The organism is Streptomyces sp. NPDC018693 (genome assembly GCF_044391385.1).
In the GTDB taxonomy this organism is placed as follows: domain Bacteria; phylum Actinomycetota; class Actinomycetes; order Streptomycetales; family Streptomycetaceae; genus Streptomyces.
This window is the reverse complement of sequence record NZ_JBIRZZ010000014.1, coordinates 65,643-84,902: the sequence shown is the minus strand read 5'-3', so window position 1 is coordinate 84,902 and position 19,260 is coordinate 65,643. Positions and strand designations below refer to the sequence as shown.

General features: G+C 69.0%; 16 protein-coding genes. 1 reads left to right on the top strand and 15 read right to left on the bottom strand.

Annotated features, from left to right (window positions below; all coding sequences use genetic code 11):
* Nucleotides 1–192 precede the first annotated feature (192 nt).
* The 14 genes from nuoN to ACH5AC_RS29795 are packed head-to-tail and all read right to left on the bottom strand — an operon-like array spanning nt 193 to nt 16,199.
* Nucleotides 193–1,851, bottom strand: coding sequence for an NADH-quinone oxidoreductase subunit NuoN (gene nuoN, locus ACH5AC_RS29860; RefSeq protein ID WP_398865313.1), 1,659 nt, complete (start codon nt 1,849–1,851; stop codon nt 193–195).
* Entirely contained in the window at nt 1,848–3,419 is a 1,572-nt protein-coding gene (locus ACH5AC_RS29855; protein WP_398865312.1) for an NADH-quinone oxidoreductase subunit M, read from the bottom strand. The genes nuoN and ACH5AC_RS29855 overlap by 4 nt, the downstream gene beginning before the upstream one ends.
* A gap of 5 nt (nt 3,420–3,424) precedes the next feature.
* Nucleotides 3,425–5,383: an NADH-quinone oxidoreductase subunit L gene (gene nuoL, locus ACH5AC_RS29850; protein ID WP_398865311.1), complete on the bottom strand. Its 1,959-nt coding sequence runs from the start codon at nt 5,381–5,383 to the stop codon at nt 3,425–3,427.
* A 15-nt stretch (nt 5,384–5,398) separates the two neighbouring features.
* A complete protein-coding gene (gene nuoK / locus ACH5AC_RS29845; protein ID WP_398865310.1) occupies nt 5,399–5,698 on the bottom strand; it encodes an NADH-quinone oxidoreductase subunit NuoK in 300 nt (99 codons plus the stop codon).
* Nucleotides 5,695–6,537, bottom strand: a complete 843-nt coding sequence (locus ACH5AC_RS29840) for an NADH-quinone oxidoreductase subunit J (protein ID WP_398865309.1) — start codon at nt 6,535–6,537, stop codon at nt 5,695–5,697. Before ACH5AC_RS29840 ends, nuoK begins: the two co-directional genes overlap by 4 nt.
* Nucleotides 6,534–7,136, bottom strand: a complete 603-nt coding sequence (nuoI, locus tag ACH5AC_RS29835; protein ID WP_398865308.1) for an NADH-quinone oxidoreductase subunit NuoI — start codon at nt 7,134–7,136, stop codon at nt 6,534–6,536. Before nuoI ends, ACH5AC_RS29840 begins: the two co-directional genes overlap by 4 nt.
* Complete coding sequence (gene nuoH / locus ACH5AC_RS29830; protein WP_398865307.1) at nt 7,129–8,493, bottom strand: NADH-quinone oxidoreductase subunit NuoH; 1,365 nt, start codon at nt 8,491–8,493, stop codon at nt 7,129–7,131. The genes nuoI and nuoH overlap by 8 nt, the downstream gene beginning before the upstream one ends.
* Entirely contained in the window at nt 8,490–10,994 is a 2,505-nt protein-coding gene (locus ACH5AC_RS29825; protein WP_398865306.1) for an NADH-quinone oxidoreductase subunit G, read from the bottom strand. The genes nuoH and ACH5AC_RS29825 overlap by 4 nt, the downstream gene beginning before the upstream one ends.
* Entirely contained in the window at nt 10,991–12,337 is a 1,347-nt protein-coding gene (gene nuoF, locus ACH5AC_RS29820) for an NADH-quinone oxidoreductase subunit NuoF (protein WP_398865305.1), read from the bottom strand. The genes ACH5AC_RS29825 and nuoF overlap by 4 nt, the downstream gene beginning before the upstream one ends.
* Entirely contained in the window at nt 12,334–13,209 is an 876-nt protein-coding gene (gene nuoE, locus ACH5AC_RS29815; RefSeq protein ID WP_398865304.1) for an NADH-quinone oxidoreductase subunit NuoE, read from the bottom strand. Before nuoE ends, nuoF begins: the two co-directional genes overlap by 4 nt.
* Entirely contained in the window at nt 13,206–14,537 is a 1,332-nt protein-coding gene (locus ACH5AC_RS29810; RefSeq protein WP_398865303.1) for an NADH-quinone oxidoreductase subunit D, read from the bottom strand. The genes nuoE and ACH5AC_RS29810 overlap by 4 nt, the downstream gene beginning before the upstream one ends.
* On the bottom strand, nt 14,534–15,274 hold the full coding sequence (locus ACH5AC_RS29805) for an NADH-quinone oxidoreductase subunit C (protein WP_398865302.1): 741 nt from the start codon (nt 15,272–15,274) through the stop codon (nt 14,534–14,536). The genes ACH5AC_RS29810 and ACH5AC_RS29805 overlap by 4 nt, the downstream gene beginning before the upstream one ends.
* Nucleotides 15,271–15,825, bottom strand: coding sequence for a NuoB/complex I 20 kDa subunit family protein (locus ACH5AC_RS29800; protein ID WP_398865301.1), 555 nt, complete (start codon nt 15,823–15,825; stop codon nt 15,271–15,273). The genes ACH5AC_RS29805 and ACH5AC_RS29800 overlap by 4 nt, the downstream gene beginning before the upstream one ends.
* A 14-nt stretch (nt 15,826–15,839) precedes the next feature.
* Entirely contained in the window at nt 15,840–16,199 is a 360-nt protein-coding gene (locus tag ACH5AC_RS29795; RefSeq protein WP_007383963.1) for an NADH-quinone oxidoreductase subunit A, read from the bottom strand.
* A gap of 724 nt (nt 16,200–16,923) precedes the next feature.
* Here ACH5AC_RS29795 and ACH5AC_RS29790 point away from each other — a divergent pair.
* Nucleotides 16,924–17,757 (top strand): C40 family peptidase, encoded by an 834-nt coding sequence (locus ACH5AC_RS29790; RefSeq protein ID WP_398865300.1) that lies wholly within the window; start codon nt 16,924–16,926, stop codon nt 17,755–17,757.
* Nucleotides 17,758–17,898: 141 nt separating this feature from the next.
* Here ACH5AC_RS29790 and ACH5AC_RS29785 read toward each other — a convergent pair whose 3' ends face one another.
* Nucleotides 17,899–19,194 (bottom strand): geranylgeranyl reductase family protein, encoded by a 1,296-nt coding sequence (locus tag ACH5AC_RS29785; protein WP_398865299.1) that lies wholly within the window; start codon nt 19,192–19,194, stop codon nt 17,899–17,901.
* Between the last annotated feature and the right edge of the window lie 66 nt (nt 19,195–19,260).

The window sequence follows — 19,260 nt, the reverse complement described above, 5'->3', positions numbered from 1 at the left end:
CCGCTCCCGCCCATCGCTCTGTCCCCGACGTCGTCCCTCGACCACTGCCTCCACGATAGGGGCCCGCACTGACACCGCCGGAGTTATCCACAGGCACGATCCGGTCACTCTGCGTGTTCGAATCCACAACCGCCGGAACGCGCAAGGGCCCCGGTCCCAGGACGGGAGCCGGGGCCCACAGGCCGCTAGGGGTCAGCGCACGAACACCCCTGCCTGGCTCGCCAGGTCCAGGAAGTACTGCGGCGCCACACCCAGCACCAGCGTGACCGCCACGCCCACCCCGATCGCTGTCATGGTCAACGGCGAGGGCACGGCCACGGTCGGCCCCTCGGGGCGCGGCTCGCTGAAGAACATCAGCACGATCACACGGATGTAGAAGAACGCCGCGATCGCCGACGAGATCACACCGACCACGACCAGCGGCGCCGCGCCGCCCTCCGCCGCCGCCTTGAACACGGCGAACTTCCCGGCGAAGCCGGAGGTCAGCGGGATACCGGCGAAGGCCAGCAGGAACACCGCGAACACGGCCGCCACCAGCGGCGAGCGCCGGCCGAGACCGGCCCACTTGGACAGGTGCGTCGCCTCACCGCCCGCGTCCCGGACGAGCGTGACGACCGCGAACGCGCCGATCGTCACGAACGAGTACGCCGCGAGGTAGAAGAGGACGGACGACACGCCGTCCTCCGTGGTCGCGATGACACCCGCGAGGATGAAGCCCGCGTGCGCGATGGACGAGTACGCCAGCAGCCGCTTGATGTCGGTCTGGGTGATCGCGACGATCGCACCGCCGAGCATGGTCAGGATCGCCACGCCCCACATGACCGGCCGCCAGTCCCAGCGCAGGCCCGGCAGGACGACGTACAGCACACGCAGCAGGGCGCCGAAGGCGGCCACCTTGGTCGCCGCCGCCATGAAACCGGTGACCGGGGTGGGCGCGCCCTGGTAGACGTCCGGCGTCCACATGTGGAAGGGCACCGCGCCCACCTTGAACAGCAGGCCCATGACCAGCAGCGCGGTGCCGACCAGCAGCAGCGCGTCGTTGCCCATGGTGCCGGCGAGCGCCGGGTCGACGGTGGTGATGGTGCCGTCGACGACCTGGGAGATCGTCGCGTACGACACCGACCCGGCGTACCCGTACAGCAGGGCGATGCCGAACAGGGTGAACGCGGAGGCGAAGGCGCCGAGCAGGAAGTACTTGACCGCGGCCTCCTGCGACATGAGCCGCTTGCGGCGGGCCAGCGCGCACAGCAGGTACAGCGGCAGCGAGAAGACCTCCAGGGCGATGAAGAAGGTCAGCAGGTCGTTGGCCGCGGGAAAGATCAGCATGCCCGTGACCGCGAAGAGCAGCAGCGGGAAGACCTCGGTCGTGGTGAAGCCGGCCTTGACGGCGGCCTTCTCGCTGTCGCTGCCGGGCACGGAGGCCGCCTGCGCGGCGAAGGAGTCGACGCGCTTGCCGTGCGCCACCGGGTCCAGGCGCCGCTCGGCGAAGGTGAACACGCCGACCAGCGCGGCCAGCAGGATGGTGCCCTGCAGGAAGAGCGCGGGTCCGTCGACCGCGATGGCGCCCATCGCGGCGATGCCGGCCTTGGTGGTGCCGTATCCGTTGGCCGCGAGGGCGACGACCGCGGCGAACGCGGCGCACAGAGCCACCACGGACACGAACACCTGTACGTAGTAGCGGGACTTGCGCGGTACCAGCGCCTCGACCAGTACCCCGATGACCGCCGCGCCCACGACGATCAGGGTGGGCGACAGTTGCCCGTACTCGATCTTCGGCGCGTCGATCTTCGCGATCGGGTCGGCCGCCGCTGCCGCCGTTGTCCACAGGCTGTGGACGGCTGTTGCGCTCACTTGGCCGCCTCCACGTCAGGCCGGGGGTCCTTCTTCTCCACGTCGGACAAGGTCTGCTTGACCGCCGGGTTGACGATGTCCGTCACGGGCTTCGGGAAGACGCCCAGGAAGATCAGCAGTGCCACCAACGGGGCCACGACCACCAGCTCACGCACCCTGAGGTCGGGCATCGCCGAGACCTCCGGCTTCACCGGGCCCGTCATCGTCCGCTGGTAGAGGACGAGGGTGTAGAGCGCGGCGAGCACGATGCCGAAAGTGGCGATGATCCCGATCACCGGGTAGCGCGCGAACGTGCCGACCAGGACCAGGAACTCACTGATGAACGGTGCCAGGCCCGGCAGCGACAGGGTCGCCAGACCGCCGATCAGGAAGGTGCCGGCGAGCACCGGGGCGACCTTCTGCACACCGCCGTAGTCGGCGATGAGCCGCGAGCCGCGCCGGGAGATCAGGAAGCCGGCGACCAGCATCAGCGCGGCCGTCGAGATGCCGTGGTTGACCATGTAGAGCGTCGCGCCGGACTGGCCCTGGCTGGTCATCGCGAAGATGCCCATGATGATGAAGCCGAAGTGCGAGATCGACGCGTACGCGATCAGGCGCTTCATGTCCCGCTGGCCGACCGCGAGCAGCGCCCCGTAGATGATGCTGATCAGGGCGAGGACGAGGATGGCCGGCGTCGCCCACTTGCTGGCCTCCGGGAACAGCTGGAGGCAGAAGCGCAGCATCGCGAAGGTGCCCACCTTGTCGACGACCGCCGTGATGAGCACGGCGACCGGCGCGGTGGCCTCCCCCATCGCGTTGGGCAGCCAGGTGTGCAGCGGCCACAGCGGCGCCTTCACCGCGAAGGCGAAGAAGAAGCCGAGGAACAGCCAGCGTTCGGTGCTGGTCGCCATGTCCAGCGAGCCGTTGGCGCGGGCCTCGGCGATCTCGGTGAGGGAGAAGTTCCCGGCGACCACGTACAGGCCGATCACCGCGGCCAGCATGATCAGACCGCCGGCCAGGTTGTAGAGCAGGAACTTCACGGCGGCGTACGACCGTTGTGTGGCCGCCACCTTCTCGCCGTGCTCGTGGGCCCGGTCCCCGAAGCCGCCGATGAGGAAGTACATCGGGATCAGCATGGCTTCGAAGAAGATGTAGAAGAGGAAGACGTCGGTGGCCTCGAAGGAGATGATCACCATCGCCTCGACCGCCAGGATCAGCGCGAAGAAGCCCTGGGTGGGCCGCCACCGCCTGCTGCCGGTCTCCAGCGGGTCGGCGTCGTGCCAGCCCGCCAGGATGATGAACGGGACGAGGACGGCGGTCAGCGCGATCAGCGCCACCCCGATGCCGTCCACGCCCAGCTCGTACCGCACCCCGAAGTCCTTGATCCAGGAATGGGACTCGGTGAGCTGGTAGCGCTCGCCGTCCGGGTCGAAGCGGACCAGGACGGTGATCGCCAGGGCGAGTGTGGCGAGCGAGAAGAGCAGCGCCAGCGCCTTGGCGGCATTGCGCCGCGGGGCCGGCACGGCGGCCGTGGCGATCGCCCCGATCGCCGGGAGGGCCGCCGTCGCTGTCAGCAGAGGAAAGGACATCGGTATCAGACCGCCCTCATCAGCAGGGTCGCGGCGACCAGGAGCGCCGCACCGCCGAACATCGAGACCGCGTACGACCGCGCGAAGCCGTTCTGGAGCCTGCGCATCCGTCCGGACAGGCCGCCGACCGAGGCCGCCGTGCCGTTGACGACACCGTCGACCAGGGTGTGGTCGACGTAGACCAGGGACCGTGTGAGGTGCTCGCCGCCGCGGACCAGGACGACGTGGTTGAAGTCGTCCTGGAGGAGGTCGCGGCGGGCGGCCCGGGTGAGCAGCGAGCCGCGCGGGGCGACGGCCGGGACCGGGCGGCGGCCGTACTGGGCCCAGGCGATCGCGACACCGATGACCATGCAGGCCACGGTCGCGCTGGTGACCGCCGCCGCGCTCAGCGGGGAGTCGCCGTGGTCATGGCCGGTGATGGGCTCCAGCCAGTGCAGGAAGCGGTCGCCGATGCTGAAGAACGCACCGCCGGCCACCGACCCGACGGCCAGCACAATCATCGGGATCGTCATGACCTTGGGCGACTCGTGCGGGTGGGGCATCTCGCCGGGGTGCACCTCGATGCCGGGCTCGACGCTCGGTGCCTTGTCCGGGTCGGGCGCCGGCTGCCACCGCTTCTCGCCGAAGAACGTCATCAGCATCACACGCGTCATGTAGTACGCCGTGAGGGCCGCGCCCAGCAGGGCGCAGCCGCCGAGGATCCAGCCCTCGGTGCCGCCCTTGGCGAACGCCGCCTCGATGATCTTGTCCTTGGAGAAGAAGCCGGACAGGCCCGGGAAGCCGATGATCGCGAGGTAGCCGAGGCCGAAGGTGACGAAGGTGACCGGCATGTACTTGCGCAGGCCGCCGTACTTGCGCATGTCGACCTCGTCGTTCATGCCGTGCATGACCGAACCGGCGCCGAGGAACAGGCCGGCCTTGAAGAAGCCGTGCGTCACCAGGTGCATGATCGCGAAGACGTAGCCGATCGGGCCGAGGCCGGCCGCCAGCACCATGTAGCCGATCTGCGACATGGTCGAGCCGGCCAGTGCCTTCTTGATGTCGTCCTTCGCGCAACCGACGATCGCACCGAACAGGAGCGTGACCGCACCGACGATGGTGACGACGAGCTGCGCGTCGGGCGCCGCGTTGAAGATCGCGCCGGAGCGGACGATCAGGTACACGCCCGCGGTCACCATGGTCGCCGCGTGGATGAGGGCGGAGACCGGGGTCGGGCCCTCCATCGCGTCCCCGAGCCAGGACTGCAGCGGCACCTGGGCGGACTTGCCGCAGGCGGCCAGCAGCAGCATCAGGCCGATCGCGGTGAGCTTGCCCTCGGAGGTGTCGGCGACCAGCCCGGCCTCCTCGTGGGTGCCGAGCACCGGGCCGAAGGCGAAGGTGCCGAAGGTGGTGAACATCAGCATGATGGCGATCGACAGGCCCATGTCGCCGACGCGGTTGACCAGGAACGCCTTCTTCGCCGCGGTGGCCGCGCTGGGCTTGTGCTGCCAGAAGCCGATCAGCAGGTAGGAGGCGAGACCGACGCCCTCCCAGCCGACGTACAGCAGCAGGTAGTTGTCGGCGAGGACGAGGATCAGCATCGCCGCGAGGAACAGGTTCAGATAGCCGAAGAAGCGGCGGCGCCGCTCGTCGTGCTCCATGTACCCGACCGAGTACAGGTGGATCAGCGAGCCGACGCCCGTGATCAGCAGCACGAACGTCATCGACAGCTGGTCGAGGCGGAAGGCGATGTCCGCCTGGAAGCCCTCGACCGGGATCCAGCTGAACAGGTGCTGGGTCAGCGTCCGGTGCTCGGCGTCCTTGCCGAGCAGATCGCTGAAGAGGATCAGGCCGAACAGGAAGGAGACGGCCGACAGAAGCGTGCCGATCCAGTGGCCGACGGCGTCCAACCGACGGCCGCCGACCAGCAGGACGGCCGCTCCGAGCAGGGGCGCCGCGATGAGCAGCGCGATCAGGTTCTCCACGATTCTTCCGACCCCTTACAGCTTCATCAGGCTGGCGTCGTCGACCGAGGCCGAGTGGCGGGCGCGGAACACCGACACGATGATCGCGAGTCCGACCACGACCTCCGCGGCGGCGACGACCATCGTGAAGAAGGCGATGATCTGGCCGTCGAGATTGCCGTGCATCCGGGAGAAGGCGACGAGCGCGAGGTTGCAGGCGTTGAGCATCAGCTCGACGCACATGAACACGACGATCGCGTTACGCCTGATCAGTACGCCGGTCGCGCCGATGCTGAACAACAGGGCGGCGAGATACAGGTAGTTGACCGGGTTCACTTCGACGCCTCCTCGGTCCGCTTGAAGTGCGGCGGCTCGATCCCGGACCGCTCCAGACGGTCCTCGGCGCGCTGTTCGAGGGCCTTGAGGTCGTTGAGCGCCTGGGTCGACACGTCACGGATCTGGCCGCGCTCACGCAGCGTCTTGCTGACCGTGAGGTCCGACGGGGTGCCGTCGGGCAGCAGGCCGGCGATGTCCACGGCGTTGTGCCGCGCGTACACGCCGGGAGCGGGCAGCGGCGGCAGGTGCTTGCCCTCGCGGACGCGCTGCTCGGCCAGCTCGCGCTGGGTCTTGGCGCGCTCGGTGCGCTCGCGGTGGGTGAGCACCATGGCACCGACGGCGGCCGTGATGAGCAGGGCGCCGGTGATCTCGAAGGCGAAGACGTACTTGGTGAAGATCAGGGCGGCGAGGCCCTCCACGTTCCCGCCGGAGTTGGCCTGGGCGAGGCCGTTGAACTCCGTCAGGGAGGCGTTGCCGATGCCGGCGGTCAGCAGGATGCCGAAACCGAGGCCGCACAGGAGGGCCAGCCACCGCTGGCCCTTGATGGTCTCCTTCAGCGAGTCCGCCGCGGTCACGCCGACCAGCATCACCACGAACAGGAACAGCATCATGATCGCGCCGGTGTAGACGACGATCTGCACGATGCCCAGGAAGTAGGCGCCGTTGGCGAGGTAGAAGATCGCCAGGATGATCATGGTGCCGGCCAGGCAGAGCGCGCTGTGCACGGCCTTCTTCATGAAGACGGTGCACAGGGCACCGATCACCGCGACGGTGCCGAGGACCCAGAACTGCAACGCCTCGCCGGTGGACGTCGAGTACGCGGCGAGCTGCGCGCTCATGCGTCCACCTCCTCTTCCTCGGGCCTCTCGCCCTTGGAGACGGCGACCTGGCGCTCGGTGCCGGGCGCGGCCTCCGTCACCAGGCCGCGGTAGTAGTCCTGCTCGTCCGTCCCCGGGTAGATGGCGTGGGGCGTGTCGACCATGCCGTCCTCGAGGCCGGCGAGCAGCTGCTCCTTGGTGTAGATGAGGTTGGCGCGGCTGGAGTCGGCGAGCTCGAACTCGTTGGTCATCGTGAGCGCGCGTGTGGGGCACGCCTCGATGCACAGGCCGCACAGGATGCAGCGGGCGTAGTTGATCTGGTACACGCGCCCGTACCGCTCGCCCGGCGAGTAGCGCTCCTCGTCGGTGTTGTCCGCGCCCTCCACATAGATGGCGTCTGCCGGGCAGGCCCAGGCGCACAGCTCGCAGCCGACGCACTTCTCCAGGCCGTCCGGGTGCCGGTTGAGCTGGTGCCGTCCGTGGAACCGCGGAGCCGTGGTCTTCTTCTGCTCCGGGTACTGCTCGGTCAGCCGCTTCTTGAACATGGCCTTGAAGGTCACGCCGAACCCGGCGACGGGGTTCATGAAACCGGGCTTGGTCTCCTTGGGCTCCTCAGCCATCGGACGCCTCCTTTCCCTCCAGCGATCCGTCACTCACAGTGTCCGACCCACCACTGACAATCAGCTCCCGCTCGCGGTGCGGGCGACGCCTCGGCACCGGCGGCAACTCCTGCCCCGGCAGCGGTGGCACGGGGAATCCGCCTGCCATCGGGTCGAAGGCGGCGGGCTGTTCCACGGCCTGCTCGGCCTTCTGCGTCTTCTCGCGGAACATGTCGGCGACGAAGGAGAGCAGCAGCAGGACGAGGACGCCGCCGCCGACGTAGAGGGCGATGTCGGAGAAGTCGTAGCCCTCGTTCCGCAGGGCGCGCACGGTGGCGACCAGCATCAGCCACGCCACGGCGACCGGGATGAGGACCTTCCAGCCGAGCTGCATCAGCTGGTCGTAGCGGACCCGCGGGAGGGTGCCGCGCAGCCAGATGAAGAAGAAGATCAGCATCTGGAGCTTGACGACGAACCAGAGCATCGGCCACCAGCCGTGGTTCGCGCCCTCCCAGAAGGTGCTGACGGGCCAGGGCGCCCGCCAGCCGCCGAGGAACAGGGTCACCGCGATCATCGACACCGTGACCATGTGGATGTACTCGGACAGCATGAACATCGCGAACTTGATCGACGAGTACTCGGTGTTGAATCCGCCGACCAGGTCGCCCTCGGACTCCGGCATGTCGAACGGGGCCCGGCTGGACTCGCCGATCATCGTCACCATGTAGATCAGGAACGAGACCGGGAGCAGCACCATGTACCAGCGGTCCTCCTGCGCCTCCACGATCGCGGACGTCGACATGGAACCGGAGTAGAGGAAGACCGAGGCGAAGGCCGCGCCCATGGCGATCTCGTACGAGATGATCTGGGCGACCGAGCGGATGCCGCCGAGCAGCGGGTACGTCGAACCGGAGGACCAGCCGCCCAGGACGAAGCCGTACACGCCCAGCGAGCCGATGGCCAGGATGTACAGCATCGCCACCGGCAGGTCGGTGAGCTGCATCGTGGTGCGCTGGCCGAAGATCGAGATCTCGTTGCCGGCCGGGCCGAAGGGGATCACCGCGATCGCCATGAAGGCCGGGATGGCCGCGATGACCGGCGCGAGGACGAACACCACCTTGTCCGCGCGCTTGACGACGATGTCCTCCTTGAGCATCAGCTTCACGCCGTCGGCGAGCGACTGGAGCATGCCCCAGGGGCCGTGCCGGTTGGGGCCGATGCGCCGCTGCATCCATCCGACGACCTTGCGCTCCATGACGATGGAGATCAGCACGGTCAGCATCAGGAAGGCGAAGCAGAAGACGGCCTTGATGACGACCAGCCACCAGGGGTCGCGGCCGAACATCGAGAGGTCTTCAGCGGCGAGGTACGGGCTCATGCCTCCACCTCCTGGGGGGCTTCGGCGGCCGGTGTGGCCGGGCCGATGCGGACGAGGGACCCGGGCAGCGCGCCGGTGTCGGAGGCGACGCCCCCGCCGACGGAGTTCAGCGGCAGCCAGACCACCCGGTCCGGCATCTCGGTGACCTGCAGGGGCAGCTGGACCTCGCCGGCGGGTCCGGTCACGGCGAGCACATCGCCGTCCTTGACGCCCGCCTCGGCGGCCGTCGCGGCCGACACACGTGCGCGTGCCGCGTGCCGCGTCCCGGCGAGCGCCTCGTCGCCCTCCTGAAGGACCCCCTGGTCGAGCAGCAGCCGGTGTCCGGCCAGTACGGCCTCCCCGGCGGCGGGCCGCGGCAGCACGGCCGCGGTATCCAGCGAGTCGCCGGCGCGCGGCCCGTCCCAGAGGCCGAGCCGGTCGATCTCCGCGCGCGTGGTGCGCAGATCCGGCAGGCCCAGGTGGACGTCCATGGCGTCGGCGAGCATCTGCAGCACGCGCGCGTCGGTGGGCGCGAGGCGCCGGGTCATCTGCTCCGGCTTGAGCGCGGCGTCGAAGAACCGCACCCTGCCCTCCCAGTTCAGGAAGGCCCCGGCCTTCTCGGCCACGGCGGCCACCGGCAGGACGACGTCGGCGCGCTCGGTGATCTCGCCGGGCCGCAGCTCCAGCGACACCAGGAAACCCACCTCGTCCAGCGCCTCACGCGCGCGTGCCGGGTCGGGCAGGTCGGCGACCTCGACACCGGCCACGACCAGTGCCTGCAGTTCGCCACCGGCGGCGGCCTCGACGATCTGGCCGGTGTCCCGGCCGTAGCGGTGCGGGAGTTCGGCGACGCCCCAGACGGCGGCGACCTCCTCACGCGCGCGCGGGTCGGTGGCCGGGCGCCCGCCCGGCAGCAGCGACGGCAGCGCGCCCGCCTCGATCCCGGCCCGCTCCCCTGCCCGGCGCGGGATCCACACCAGCTCGGCACCGGTCGCGGACGCGGCCCGTACGGCGGCGGTGAGCCCGCCGGGCACACCGGCCAGCCGCTCCCCCACGACGATGACGGCGCCCTCGGCCCGCAGCGCCTCCGCCGCGCGGCCGCCCGCCTCGTCCAGGCCGACCCCGCCGGCCAGGGCGTCCAGCCACTCGGTCTCGGTGCCGGGAGCGGCCGGCAGCAGGGTGCCGCCCGCCTTCTCCAGGCCGCGGGTGGCGTGCGTGGCCAGCGAGTACACCTTCATGCCGTGCTTGCGCCAGGCTTTGCGCAGCCGCAGGAAGACGCCGGGCGCCTCCTCCTCGGACTCGAAGCCGATCAGCAGGACGGCGGGCGCCTTCTCCAGCGAGGTGTACGTGACGCCCCGTCCGTCGAGGTCGCGGCCGTGTCCGGCGACCCGGGCCGCGAGGAAGTCCGCCTCCTCGCCGCTGTGCACGCGCGCGCGGAAGTCGATGTCGTTGGTGTCGAGCGCCACGCGCGCGAACTTGCTGTACGCGTAGGCGTCCTCGATGGTGAGCCGGCCACCGGTCAGCACGCCGGTGCGCCCCCGCGAGGCCAGCAGGCCCTGCGCGGCGATCTGCAGCGCCTCCGGCCAGGACGCCGGCTCCAGCTCACCCTCGGCGTTGCGCAGCAGCGGCGTCTGAAGGCGGTCCTTGAGCTGCGCGTACCGGAACGCGAAGCGTCCCTTGTCGCACACCCACTCCTCGTTGACCTCGGGGTCGTTCTCGGCGAGGCGCCGCATGACCTTGCCGCGCCGGTGGTCGGTGCGGGTGGCGCAGCCGCCGGAGCAGTGCTCGCAGATGGACGGCGAGGAGACGAGGTCGAAGGGGCGGGAGCGGAAACGGTAGGCCGCCGAGGTGAGCGCGCCGACCGGGCAGATCTGGATGGTGTTGCCGGAGAAGTACGACTCGAACGGATCGCCCTCACCGGTGCCGACCTGCTGGAGCGCGCCCCGCTCGATCAGCTCGATCATCGGGTCGCCGGCGATCTGGTTGGAGAAGCGGGTGCAGCGGGCGCACAGCACGCACCGCTCGCGGTCGAGCAGCACCTGTGTGGAGATCGGCACGGGCTTCTCGTAGGTCCGCTTGCGTCCCTCGAAGCGGGACTCGGCGTTGCCGTGCGACATGGCCTGGTTCTGCAGGGGGCACTCGCCGCCCTTGTCGCAGACGGGGCAGTCCAGCGGGTGGTTGATGAGCAGGAGCTCCATCACACCCTTCTGGGCCTTCTCGGCGACCGGCGAGGTGAGGTGGGTCTTCACCACCATGCCGTCCGTGCACGTGATCGTGCAGGACGCCATGGGCTTGCGCTGGCCCTCGACCTCGACGATGCACTGGCGGCAGGCGCCGGCCGGGTCCAGGGCCGGGTGGTCGCAGAACCGGGGGATCTCGATGCCGAGTTCCTCGGCGGCCCGGATGACCAGGGTGCCCTTCGGCACGCTGATCTCCGCGCCGTCGATCGTCAGCGTCACCAGATCTTCCGGCGGGAGTGCCGCCTCGCCGCTCCCGGACGGAGCGCTGCTGGTCACGGTCATGCGTTCACCTCCGTACGGTCGGCCCAGGCCGTCGACTTGGCCGGGTCGAAGGGGCAGCCGCGGCCCGTGATGTGCTGCTCGTACTCCTCACGGAAGTACTTGAGCGAGGAGAAGATCGGCGAGGCGGCGCCGTCGCCGAGGGCGCAGAAGGACTTGCCGTTGATGTTGTCGGCGATGTCGTTGAGCTTGTCGAGGTCGGACATCTGTCCCTTGCCGGCCTCGATGTCCCGCAGCAACTGCACCAGCCAGTACGTGCCTTCGCGGCAGGGCGTGCACTTGCCGCAGGATTCGTGGGCGTAGAACTCGGTCCAGCGGGTCACCGCCCGCACCACGCAGGTCGTCTCGTCGAAGCACTGGAGTGCCTTCGTGCCGAGCATGGACCCCGCGGCGCCCACTCCCTCGTAGTCGAGGGGGACGTCGAGGTGCTCGTCGGTGAACATCGGGGTGGAGGAGCCGCCCGGCGTCCAGAACTTCAGGCGGTGGCCGGGGCGCATGCCGCCGCTCATCTCCAGCAGCTGGCGCAGGGTGATGCCGAGCGGAGCCTCGTACTGGCCGGGGCTGGCGACGTGGCCGCTGAGCGAGTAGAGCGTGAAGCCGGGCGACTTCTCGCTCCCCATCGACCGGAACCATTCTTTGCCCCGCTGCAGGATCGCGGGAACCGACGCGATCGACTCGACGTTGTTCACAACAGTCGGGCACGCGTAGAGGCCCGCCACAGCAGGGAAGGGGGGACGCAGCCGCGGTTGACCACGGCGGCCTTCGAGGGAGTCCAGGAGCGCGGTCTCCTCACCGCAGATGTACGCGCCGGCGCCGGCGTGCACGGTGAGGTCCAGATCGAGTCCGCTGCCCAGGATGTTCTCACCGAGGTAGCCCGCCGCGTACGCCTCGCGCACGGCCTCGTGCAACCGCCGCAGAACAGGGACGACTTCACCACGCAGATAGATGAAGGCATGCGAAGACCTGATGGCATAACACGCGATGACGATGCCCTCGATGAGGCTGTGCGGGTTCGCGAAGAGGAGCGGGATGTCCTTGCACGTCCCGGGCTCCGATTCGTCGGCGTTGACAACTAGATAGTGCGGTTTTCCATCACCCTGGGGAATGAACTGCCACTTCATCCCCGTCGGGAATCCCGCGCCGCCGCGCCCGCGCAGACCGGAGTCCTTGACGTACGCGATCACGTCGTCCGGCGACATGGCGAGCGCCTTGCGAAGTCCCTCGTATCCTTCGTGCCTTCGGTAGACGTCCAGCGACCAGGACCGGTCCTCGTCCCAGAAGGCCGACAGCACGGGTGCGAGCAGCTTCTCGGGGCTCGTGTCTTTCAGCTCGGGTGCCAAGGTCATCCCTCCCCCTCCTCGGCGATAGGCCCTGCCGGGTGGGCTGGGTCGGAGGCCGATGTGTCCTGCGGCGCGTCATGTGAACTGAGGTGCTCGGCCGGCGACGGCTCGTGCACCGCACCTTCCTGCGGCTCGCCGTGCGGGCCGCCGTCCCGCGGATGGACCACGCGCGCGGGTGCGGTCTCTCCCCTTGCCAGGCGAAGGCCCACCAGCGACGCCGGTCCCGCGCTCCCGCTCGCCTCGACGGCCCCGTCCCGCTCGTCGGGGAAGCCGGCCAGAATCCGCGAGGTCTCCTTGAAGGTGCACAGCGGCGCCCCACGCGTCGGCGAGACGGTCCTGCCGATGCGCAGGTCGTCCACCAGGCGCTTGACGCTCTGCGGGGTCTGGTTGTCGAAGAACTCCCAGTTGACCATCACGACCGGAGCGAAGTCGCAGGCCGCGTTGCACTCGATGTGCTCCAAGGTGATCTTGCCGTCGTCGGTGGTCTCGCCGTTGCCGACGCCCAGGTAGTCCTGGAGCTCCTCGAAGATCGCGTCGCCGCCCATCACCGCGCACAGCGTGTTGGTGCACACCCCGACCTGGTAGTCGCCGGACGGCCGGCGCCGGTACATGGTGTAGAAGGTGGCGACCGCGGTGACCTCGGCGGTGGTCAGGCCGAGCATGTCCGCGCAGAACCGCATCCCGGTGCGCGTGACATGGCCCTCCTCCGACTGCACGAGGTGCAGCATCGGCAGAAGCGCGGACCGGGAGTCGGGGTAGCGGGCGATGATCTCGCGCGCGTCCGCCTCCAGCCGGGTCCGGACGTCGTCCGGGTACGTGGGCGCGGGCAGTTCGGGCATGCCCAGGCTGACGCCGCGGTCCGAAGATGAGGTGGTCACCGGTCGACGCCTCCCATCACGGGGTCGATGGACGCGACGGCGACGATGACGTCGGCGACCTGGCCGCCCTCGCACATCGCCGCCATGGCCTGCAGGTTGGTGAAGGACGGGTCGCGGAAGTGGACCCGGAAGGGGCGGGTGCCGCCGTCGGAGACGGCGTGCACTCCGAGTTCGCCCTTCGGTGACTCGACGGCCGCGTACGCCTGTCCCGGCGGGACGCGGAAGCCCTCGGTCACCAGCTTGAAGTGGTGGATCAGGGCTTCCATGGAGGTGCCCATGATCTTCTTGATGTGGTCCAGGGAGTTGCCGAGCCCGTCCGGTCCCAGGGCGAGCTGGGCGGGCCAGGCGATCTTCCTGTCGGCGACCATGACCGGGCCCGGCTCCAGCCGGTCCAGGCACTGCTCGACGATCCTCAGCGACTGGCGCATCTCCTCCAGCCGGATGAGGAAGCGGCCGTAGGAGTCGCAGGTGTCGGCGGTCGGGACCTCGAAGTCGTAGGTCTCGTAGCCGCAGTAGGGCTGGGCCTTGCGCAGGTCGTGGGGCAGGCCGGTGGAGCGCAGGATCGGGCCGGTGGCGCCGAGTGCCATGCAGCCGGCCAGATCCAGATAGCCGATGTCCTGCATACGGGCCTTGAAGATGGGGTTCCCGGTGGCGAGCTTGTCGTACTCCGGGAGGTTCTTCTTCATCGTCTTCACGAACTCGCGGATCTGGTCCACCGCGCCGGGCGGCAGGTCCTGGGCGAGTCCGCCGGGCCGGATGTACGCGTGGTTCATGCGCAGGCCGGTGACCAGCTCGTAGATGTCGAGGATCATCTCGCGATCACGGAATCCGTAGATCATGATCGTGGTCGCGCCGAGTTCCATACCGCCGGTGGCGATGCACACCAGGTGGGAGGAGAGCCGGTTCAGCTCCATCAGGAGCACCCGGATGATCGTGGCCCGGTCGGGGATCTGGTCCTCGATGCCGAGGAGTTTCTCGACGGCGAGGCAGTAGGCGGTCTCGTTGAAGAAGGACGTCAGGTAGTCCATGCGCGTGACGAAGGTGGTGCCCTGCGTCCACGTGCGGAACTCGAGGTTCTTCTCGATGCCGGTGTGCAGATAGCCGATGCCGCAGCGGGCCTCGGTGACCGTCTCGCCCTCGATCTCCAGGATCAGGCGGAGCACCCCGTGGGTGGAGGGGTGCTGGGGGCCCATGTTGACGACGATGCGCTCGTCGTCGGCGCGGGCCGCGGACTGGACGACCTCGTCCCAGTCGCCACCGGTGACCGTGTAGACGGTGCCTTCGGTGGTCTCGCGCGCCGAGGCGGCAGATGCGTGGGAAGTGCTCACGAGTACGACCTCCGCTGGTCCGGAGCCGGGATCTGGGCGCCCTTGTACTCGACGGGGATGCCGCCGAGGGGGTAGTCCTTGCGCTGCGGGTGGCCCTGCCAGTCGTCCGGCATCATGATCCGCGTCAGGGCCGGGTGACCGTCGAAGACGATCCCGAAGAAGTCGTAGGTCTCACGCTCGTGCCAGTCGTTGGTCGGATAGACCGGGACAAGGGACGGGATGTGCGGGTCGCTGTCCGGGGCGCTGACCTCCAGGCGGATCAGCCGGTTGTGGGTGATCGAGCGCAGGTGGTAGACGGCGTGCAGCTCGCGGCCCTTGTCGTTCGGGTAGTGGACGCCGCTGACGCCGGTGCACAGTTCGAAGCGGAGGGCCGGGTCGTCGCGCAGGGTGCGGGCGACGCGGAGCAGGTGCTCGCGTTCGATGTGGAAGGTGAGTTCGTCGCGGTCGACGACCGTCTTCTCGATGGCGTTGTCGGGCAGCAGGCCCTGCTCCTCCAGCGCGCCCTCCAGTTCGTCGGCGACCTCGTCGAACCAGCCGCCGTAGGGCCGGCTCGCCGGGCCCGGGAGGCGGACGGAGCGGACCAGGCCGCCGTAGCCAGAGGTGTCGCCGCCGTTGTTGGCGCCGAACATGCCGCGCTGGACGCGGATCTCCTCGCCGCCCTGGCCGCGCTGGCCGGGGAGGTTCTCCGCGGAGAGCTCCTTCTCGGGGTTGACCCCGTTGCCGTTCGCGTCGCTCACCGCAGCAGCCCCTTCATCTCGATCGTGGGCAGGGCCTTGAGCGCCGCTTCCTCCGCCTCGCGGGCCGCTTCCTCGGCGTTCACGCCGAGCTTGGAGGTCTGGATCTTCTGGTGCAGCTTGAGGATGGCGTCCAGCAGCATCTCGGGCCGTGGCGGACAGCCAGGTAGGTAGATGTCGACCGGGACGACGTGGTCGACGCCCTGCACGATCGCGTAGTTGTTGAACATGCCGCCCGAGGAGGCGCAGACCCCCATGGAGATCACCCACTTGGGGTTCGGCATCTGGTCGTAGACCTGCCGGAGCACCGGTGCCATCTTCTGGCTCACCCGGCCCGCGACGATCATCAGGTCCGCCTGGCGCGGCGAGCCGCGGAAGACCTCCATGCCGAAGCGCGCCATGTCGTAGCGTCCGGCCCCGGTGGTCATCATCTCGATGGCGCAGCAGGCGAGGCCGAAGGTGGCGGGGAAGACGGACGCCTTGCGCACCCAGCCCGCGGCCTGCTCGACGGTGGTCAGCAGGAAGCCGCTCGGCAGCTTTTCTTCGAGTCCCATGTCTTAAAGGCCCCTCAGTCCCATTCCAGGCCGCCGCGCCGCCATACGTACGCGTACGCGACGAAGACGGTGAGCACGAAGAGCAGCATCTCCACGAGCCCGAAAACACCCAGGGCGTCGAAGGTGACGGCCCAGGGGTAGAGGAAGACGATCTCGATGTCGAAGACGATGAAGAGCATCGCCGTCAGGTAGTACTTGATGGGGAAGCGCCCGCCGCCGGCCGGCGTGGGGGTCGGCTCGATGCCGCACTCGTACGCCTCGAGCTTGGCGCGGTTGTACCGCTTCGGACCGATCAGCGTGGCCATGACCACGGAGAAGATCGCAAAGCCTGCCCCGAGGGCTCCCAGTACGAGGATGGGCGCATAAGCGTTCACCGCTCCTCGCTCCCTTCAGTCGGCACTGACTGGTGGCGGTTCTTCGGACTCCCTTCCTGCCTCAACTGCCCCACGAGCCCCGCCCGTCCCGGCGAAGATCGAGAACATGTGAAGCAGGTCACAAGCCCAACTGCCTCGCATCTTATGCCCGAGGCTCTGTGATCTGCGACACGGGGTATTACCCAAGCTTTGTGATCTCTGCCACCTGACGAAGGATCATGAAGTCACATCAGTGGTGATCTTCGCACGTGAAGCGTCAGAGTGATCACCAGAAGTGACATTTTTGTTCATCGATGCAGGCAGCAGCGGCGTCTCCATATCAAGATGCTTCCCTTGCATGCAAATTGGTGCTGGACGCGGACCCTTGATAGAGGACCGCGTTCACACATGAGGGGGAGAACGGAACCGGGTGTGGACGGGCCGGGCGCGTGTGCACGCGTTCACGAGCGGATCCGGCCAGGCCGGCCCGCGCGAGACGCGGCCACATCGGTAACCGTTCCGTGACCTCGGCCACATTCACAAGGGCCTTATGGGAACCGGGCTTGGCCAACAGTCCCCACCGATGGTAGGTCGCGGGCAATTCGGACGTAACAGCGAAAGGCCATGATCACAGGCATGATCACGTGTGTCCGCAATGACCGTTACGCCGTCAATAAAGAAAACTGCACCCGGGAGTTGGGCCGCGGATTGAACAAGTGTGGCGCAGCACACGTTCCTTGAAGGTATGGAGCAGCCCCTGGTACCGCTTGTACCCATGTCCCACACCGCTCACATACGTAGCCACCGGAAGCCCCGCCCTCGCAGCGCGTCGACGATCGCGATGCGGGCCGGAGTGGCCGGTGGCATCCTCAGCACCGTCGGCGTGGCCGGCGCGTCCACTGCGGCCAACGCGGCGGAGCCGGTGACGCAGACGCTGGAACTGCCGACCCTGACCGCCGACCTGAGCGCGCAGGTCGCGCAGTCCGCTCAGGCCATGGAGCAGGCCGCCGCGGAGTACCAGCTGCAGGCCGAGCGTGACGCGGCCGCCGCCGCGGCGGCCGAGCAGGCCGCGAAGGACCTCGCCGCGGCGAAGAAGGAGGAGGCGCGCAAGCAGGCCGCCGAGGCCGCCCGCAAGGCCGCCGCCGAGCGTGCCGCGCGCAACGCGGAGCGCACCGCCCTGTCCGCCTCCGCCTCGACGACCACCACCGTGAGCGCGCCCGCCAGCGGCAGCGTGGGCACGGTCATCTCCTTCCTCAAGGCGCAGCTGGGCGACGCCTACGTCCTGGGCGCGGCCGGGCCCAACGCGTGGGACTGCTCCAGCCTGGTCCAGGCCGCGTTCAAGCAGGTCGGCGTGGATCTGCCGCGCGTCTCGCAGGACCAGTCGCGGATGGGCGTCGAGGTGTCCCTGTCCAACCTGCAGGTCGGCGACATCCTCTACTGGGGCGCCAAGGGCTCGGCCTACCACGTGGGTGTCTACGTCGGAAACGGCCAGTACCTGGACGCGGCCAACCCCTCCAAGGGCGTCGTCATCCAGAACCTGTCCGGCTACCCGGCGACGGGTGCGGTGCGCGTGCTCTGAGCGCACCACCGTACGTGCTCTGAGCGCACCACCGTACGTGCGCTGAGCACACCACCGCAGGTGCGCCGACCGCACCGCCACACACCGGCGAAGGGCCGCAGCCGCTCGGGGGCAGCGGCCCTTCCGGTCTCCCCGGAGCGGCTACGCCTTCGGGGCCACCTTGCTCAGGCCGTTGATGATGCGGTCCATCGCGTCGCCGCCCGTGGGGTCGGTGAGGTTGGCCAGGAGCTTGAGGGTGAACTTCATCAGCAGCGGGTGGGTCAGACCCCGCTGGGCGGCGATCTTCATGACCTTCGGGTTGCCGATGAGCTTCACGAAGGCACGGCCGAGCGTGTAGTAGCCGCCGTAGGTGTCCGCGAGGATCTGCGGATAGCGCTGGAGGGCGAGTTCGCGCTGGCCGGGAGTGGCACGCGCGTGTGCCTGGACGATGACGTCGGCGGCGAGCTGCCCGGACTCCATGGCGTAGGCGATGCCCTCGCCGTTGAAGGGGTTCACCAGGCCACCGGCGTCACCGGCCAGCAGCAGGCCCTTGGTGTAGTGGGGCTTGCGGTTGAAGGCCATGGGCAGGGCGGCGCCGCGGATCGGGCCGGTCATGTTCTCCGGGGTGTAGCCCCAGTCCTCCGGCATGGACGCGCACCACGCCTTCAGCACCTCGCGCCAGTCCAGCTCCTTGAAGGAGTCGGAGGTGTTCAGGACGCCCAGACCGACGTTGGACGTGCCGTCGCCCATGCCGAAGATCCAGCCGTAGCCGGGCAGCAGCCGGTCCTCGCCCGGCCCCCTGCGGTCCCACAGCTCCAGCCAGGACTCCAGGTAGTCGTCGTCGTGGCGCGGGGAGGTGAAGTACGTACGGACCGCGACGCCCATCGGGCGGTCCTCGCGGCGGTGCAGGCCCATCGCCAGCGACAGCCGGGTGGAGTTGCCGTCGGCGGCCACCACCAGCGGCGCGTGGAAGGTGACTTCGCGCTTCTCCTCGCCCAGCTTGGCGGTCACGCCGGTGATGCGGCCGGTGCGGTCGTCGACGATCGGCCCGGAGACGTTGCACCGCTCGTACAGCCGCGCCCCCGCCTTCTGGGCCTGGCGGGCGAGCTGCTCGTCGAAGTCGTCGCGCTTGCGGACGAGGCCGTAGTCGGGGAAGGAGGCGAGATCCGGCCAGTCCAGCTGGAGCCGGACCCCGCCGCCGATGATGCGCAGGCCCTTGTTGCGCAGCCAGCCGGCCTCCTCGGAGATGTCGATCCCCATGGCCACCAGCTGCTTGACCGCGCGCGGGGTGAGGCCGTCGCCGCAGACCTTCTCGCGCGGGAACTCGGTCTTCTCCAACAACAGGACGTCCAGACCGGACTTGGCGAGGTGGTAGGCCGTCGTGGAGCCGGCAGGTCCCGCGCCGACCACGATGACATCGGCGGTGTTTTCGGAGAGAGGCTCGGTCACGAAGGTCACGGCGGGATCTCCCCAAGGTTCGAAATCTGCGTGCCGACCGGCACTGGACATGGGCAGTCTATTCAG

Excerpts from the sequence above, each read along its gene's own strand:
- ACH5AC_RS29855 (WP_398865312.1), bottom strand. The coding sequence starts at position 3,419 with ATGTCCTTTCCTCTGCTGACAGCGACGGCGGCCCTCCCGGCGATCGGG.
- ACH5AC_RS29840 (WP_398865309.1), bottom strand. The coding sequence starts at position 6,537 with ATGAGCGCGCAGCTCGCCGCGTACTCGACGTCCACCGGCGAGGCGTTG.
- nuoI (WP_398865308.1), bottom strand. The coding sequence starts at position 7,136 with ATGGCTGAGGAGCCCAAGGAGACCAAGCCCGGTTTCATGAACCCCGTC.
- nuoH (WP_398865307.1), bottom strand. The coding sequence starts at position 8,493 with ATGAGCCCGTACCTCGCCGCTGAAGACCTCTCGATGTTCGGCCGCGAC.
- ACH5AC_RS29825 (WP_398865306.1), bottom strand. The coding sequence starts at position 10,994 with ATGACCGTGACCAGCAGCGCTCCGTCCGGGAGCGGCGAGGCGGCACTC.
- nuoF (WP_398865305.1), bottom strand. The coding sequence starts at position 12,337 with ATGACCTTGGCACCCGAGCTGAAAGACACGAGCCCCGAGAAGCTGCTC.
- ACH5AC_RS29800 (WP_398865301.1), bottom strand. The coding sequence starts at position 15,825 with ATGGGACTCGAAGAAAAGCTGCCGAGCGGCTTCCTGCTGACCACCGTC.
- ACH5AC_RS29790 (WP_398865300.1), top strand. The coding sequence starts at position 16,924 with ATGGAGCAGCCCCTGGTACCGCTTGTACCCATGTCCCACACCGCTCAC.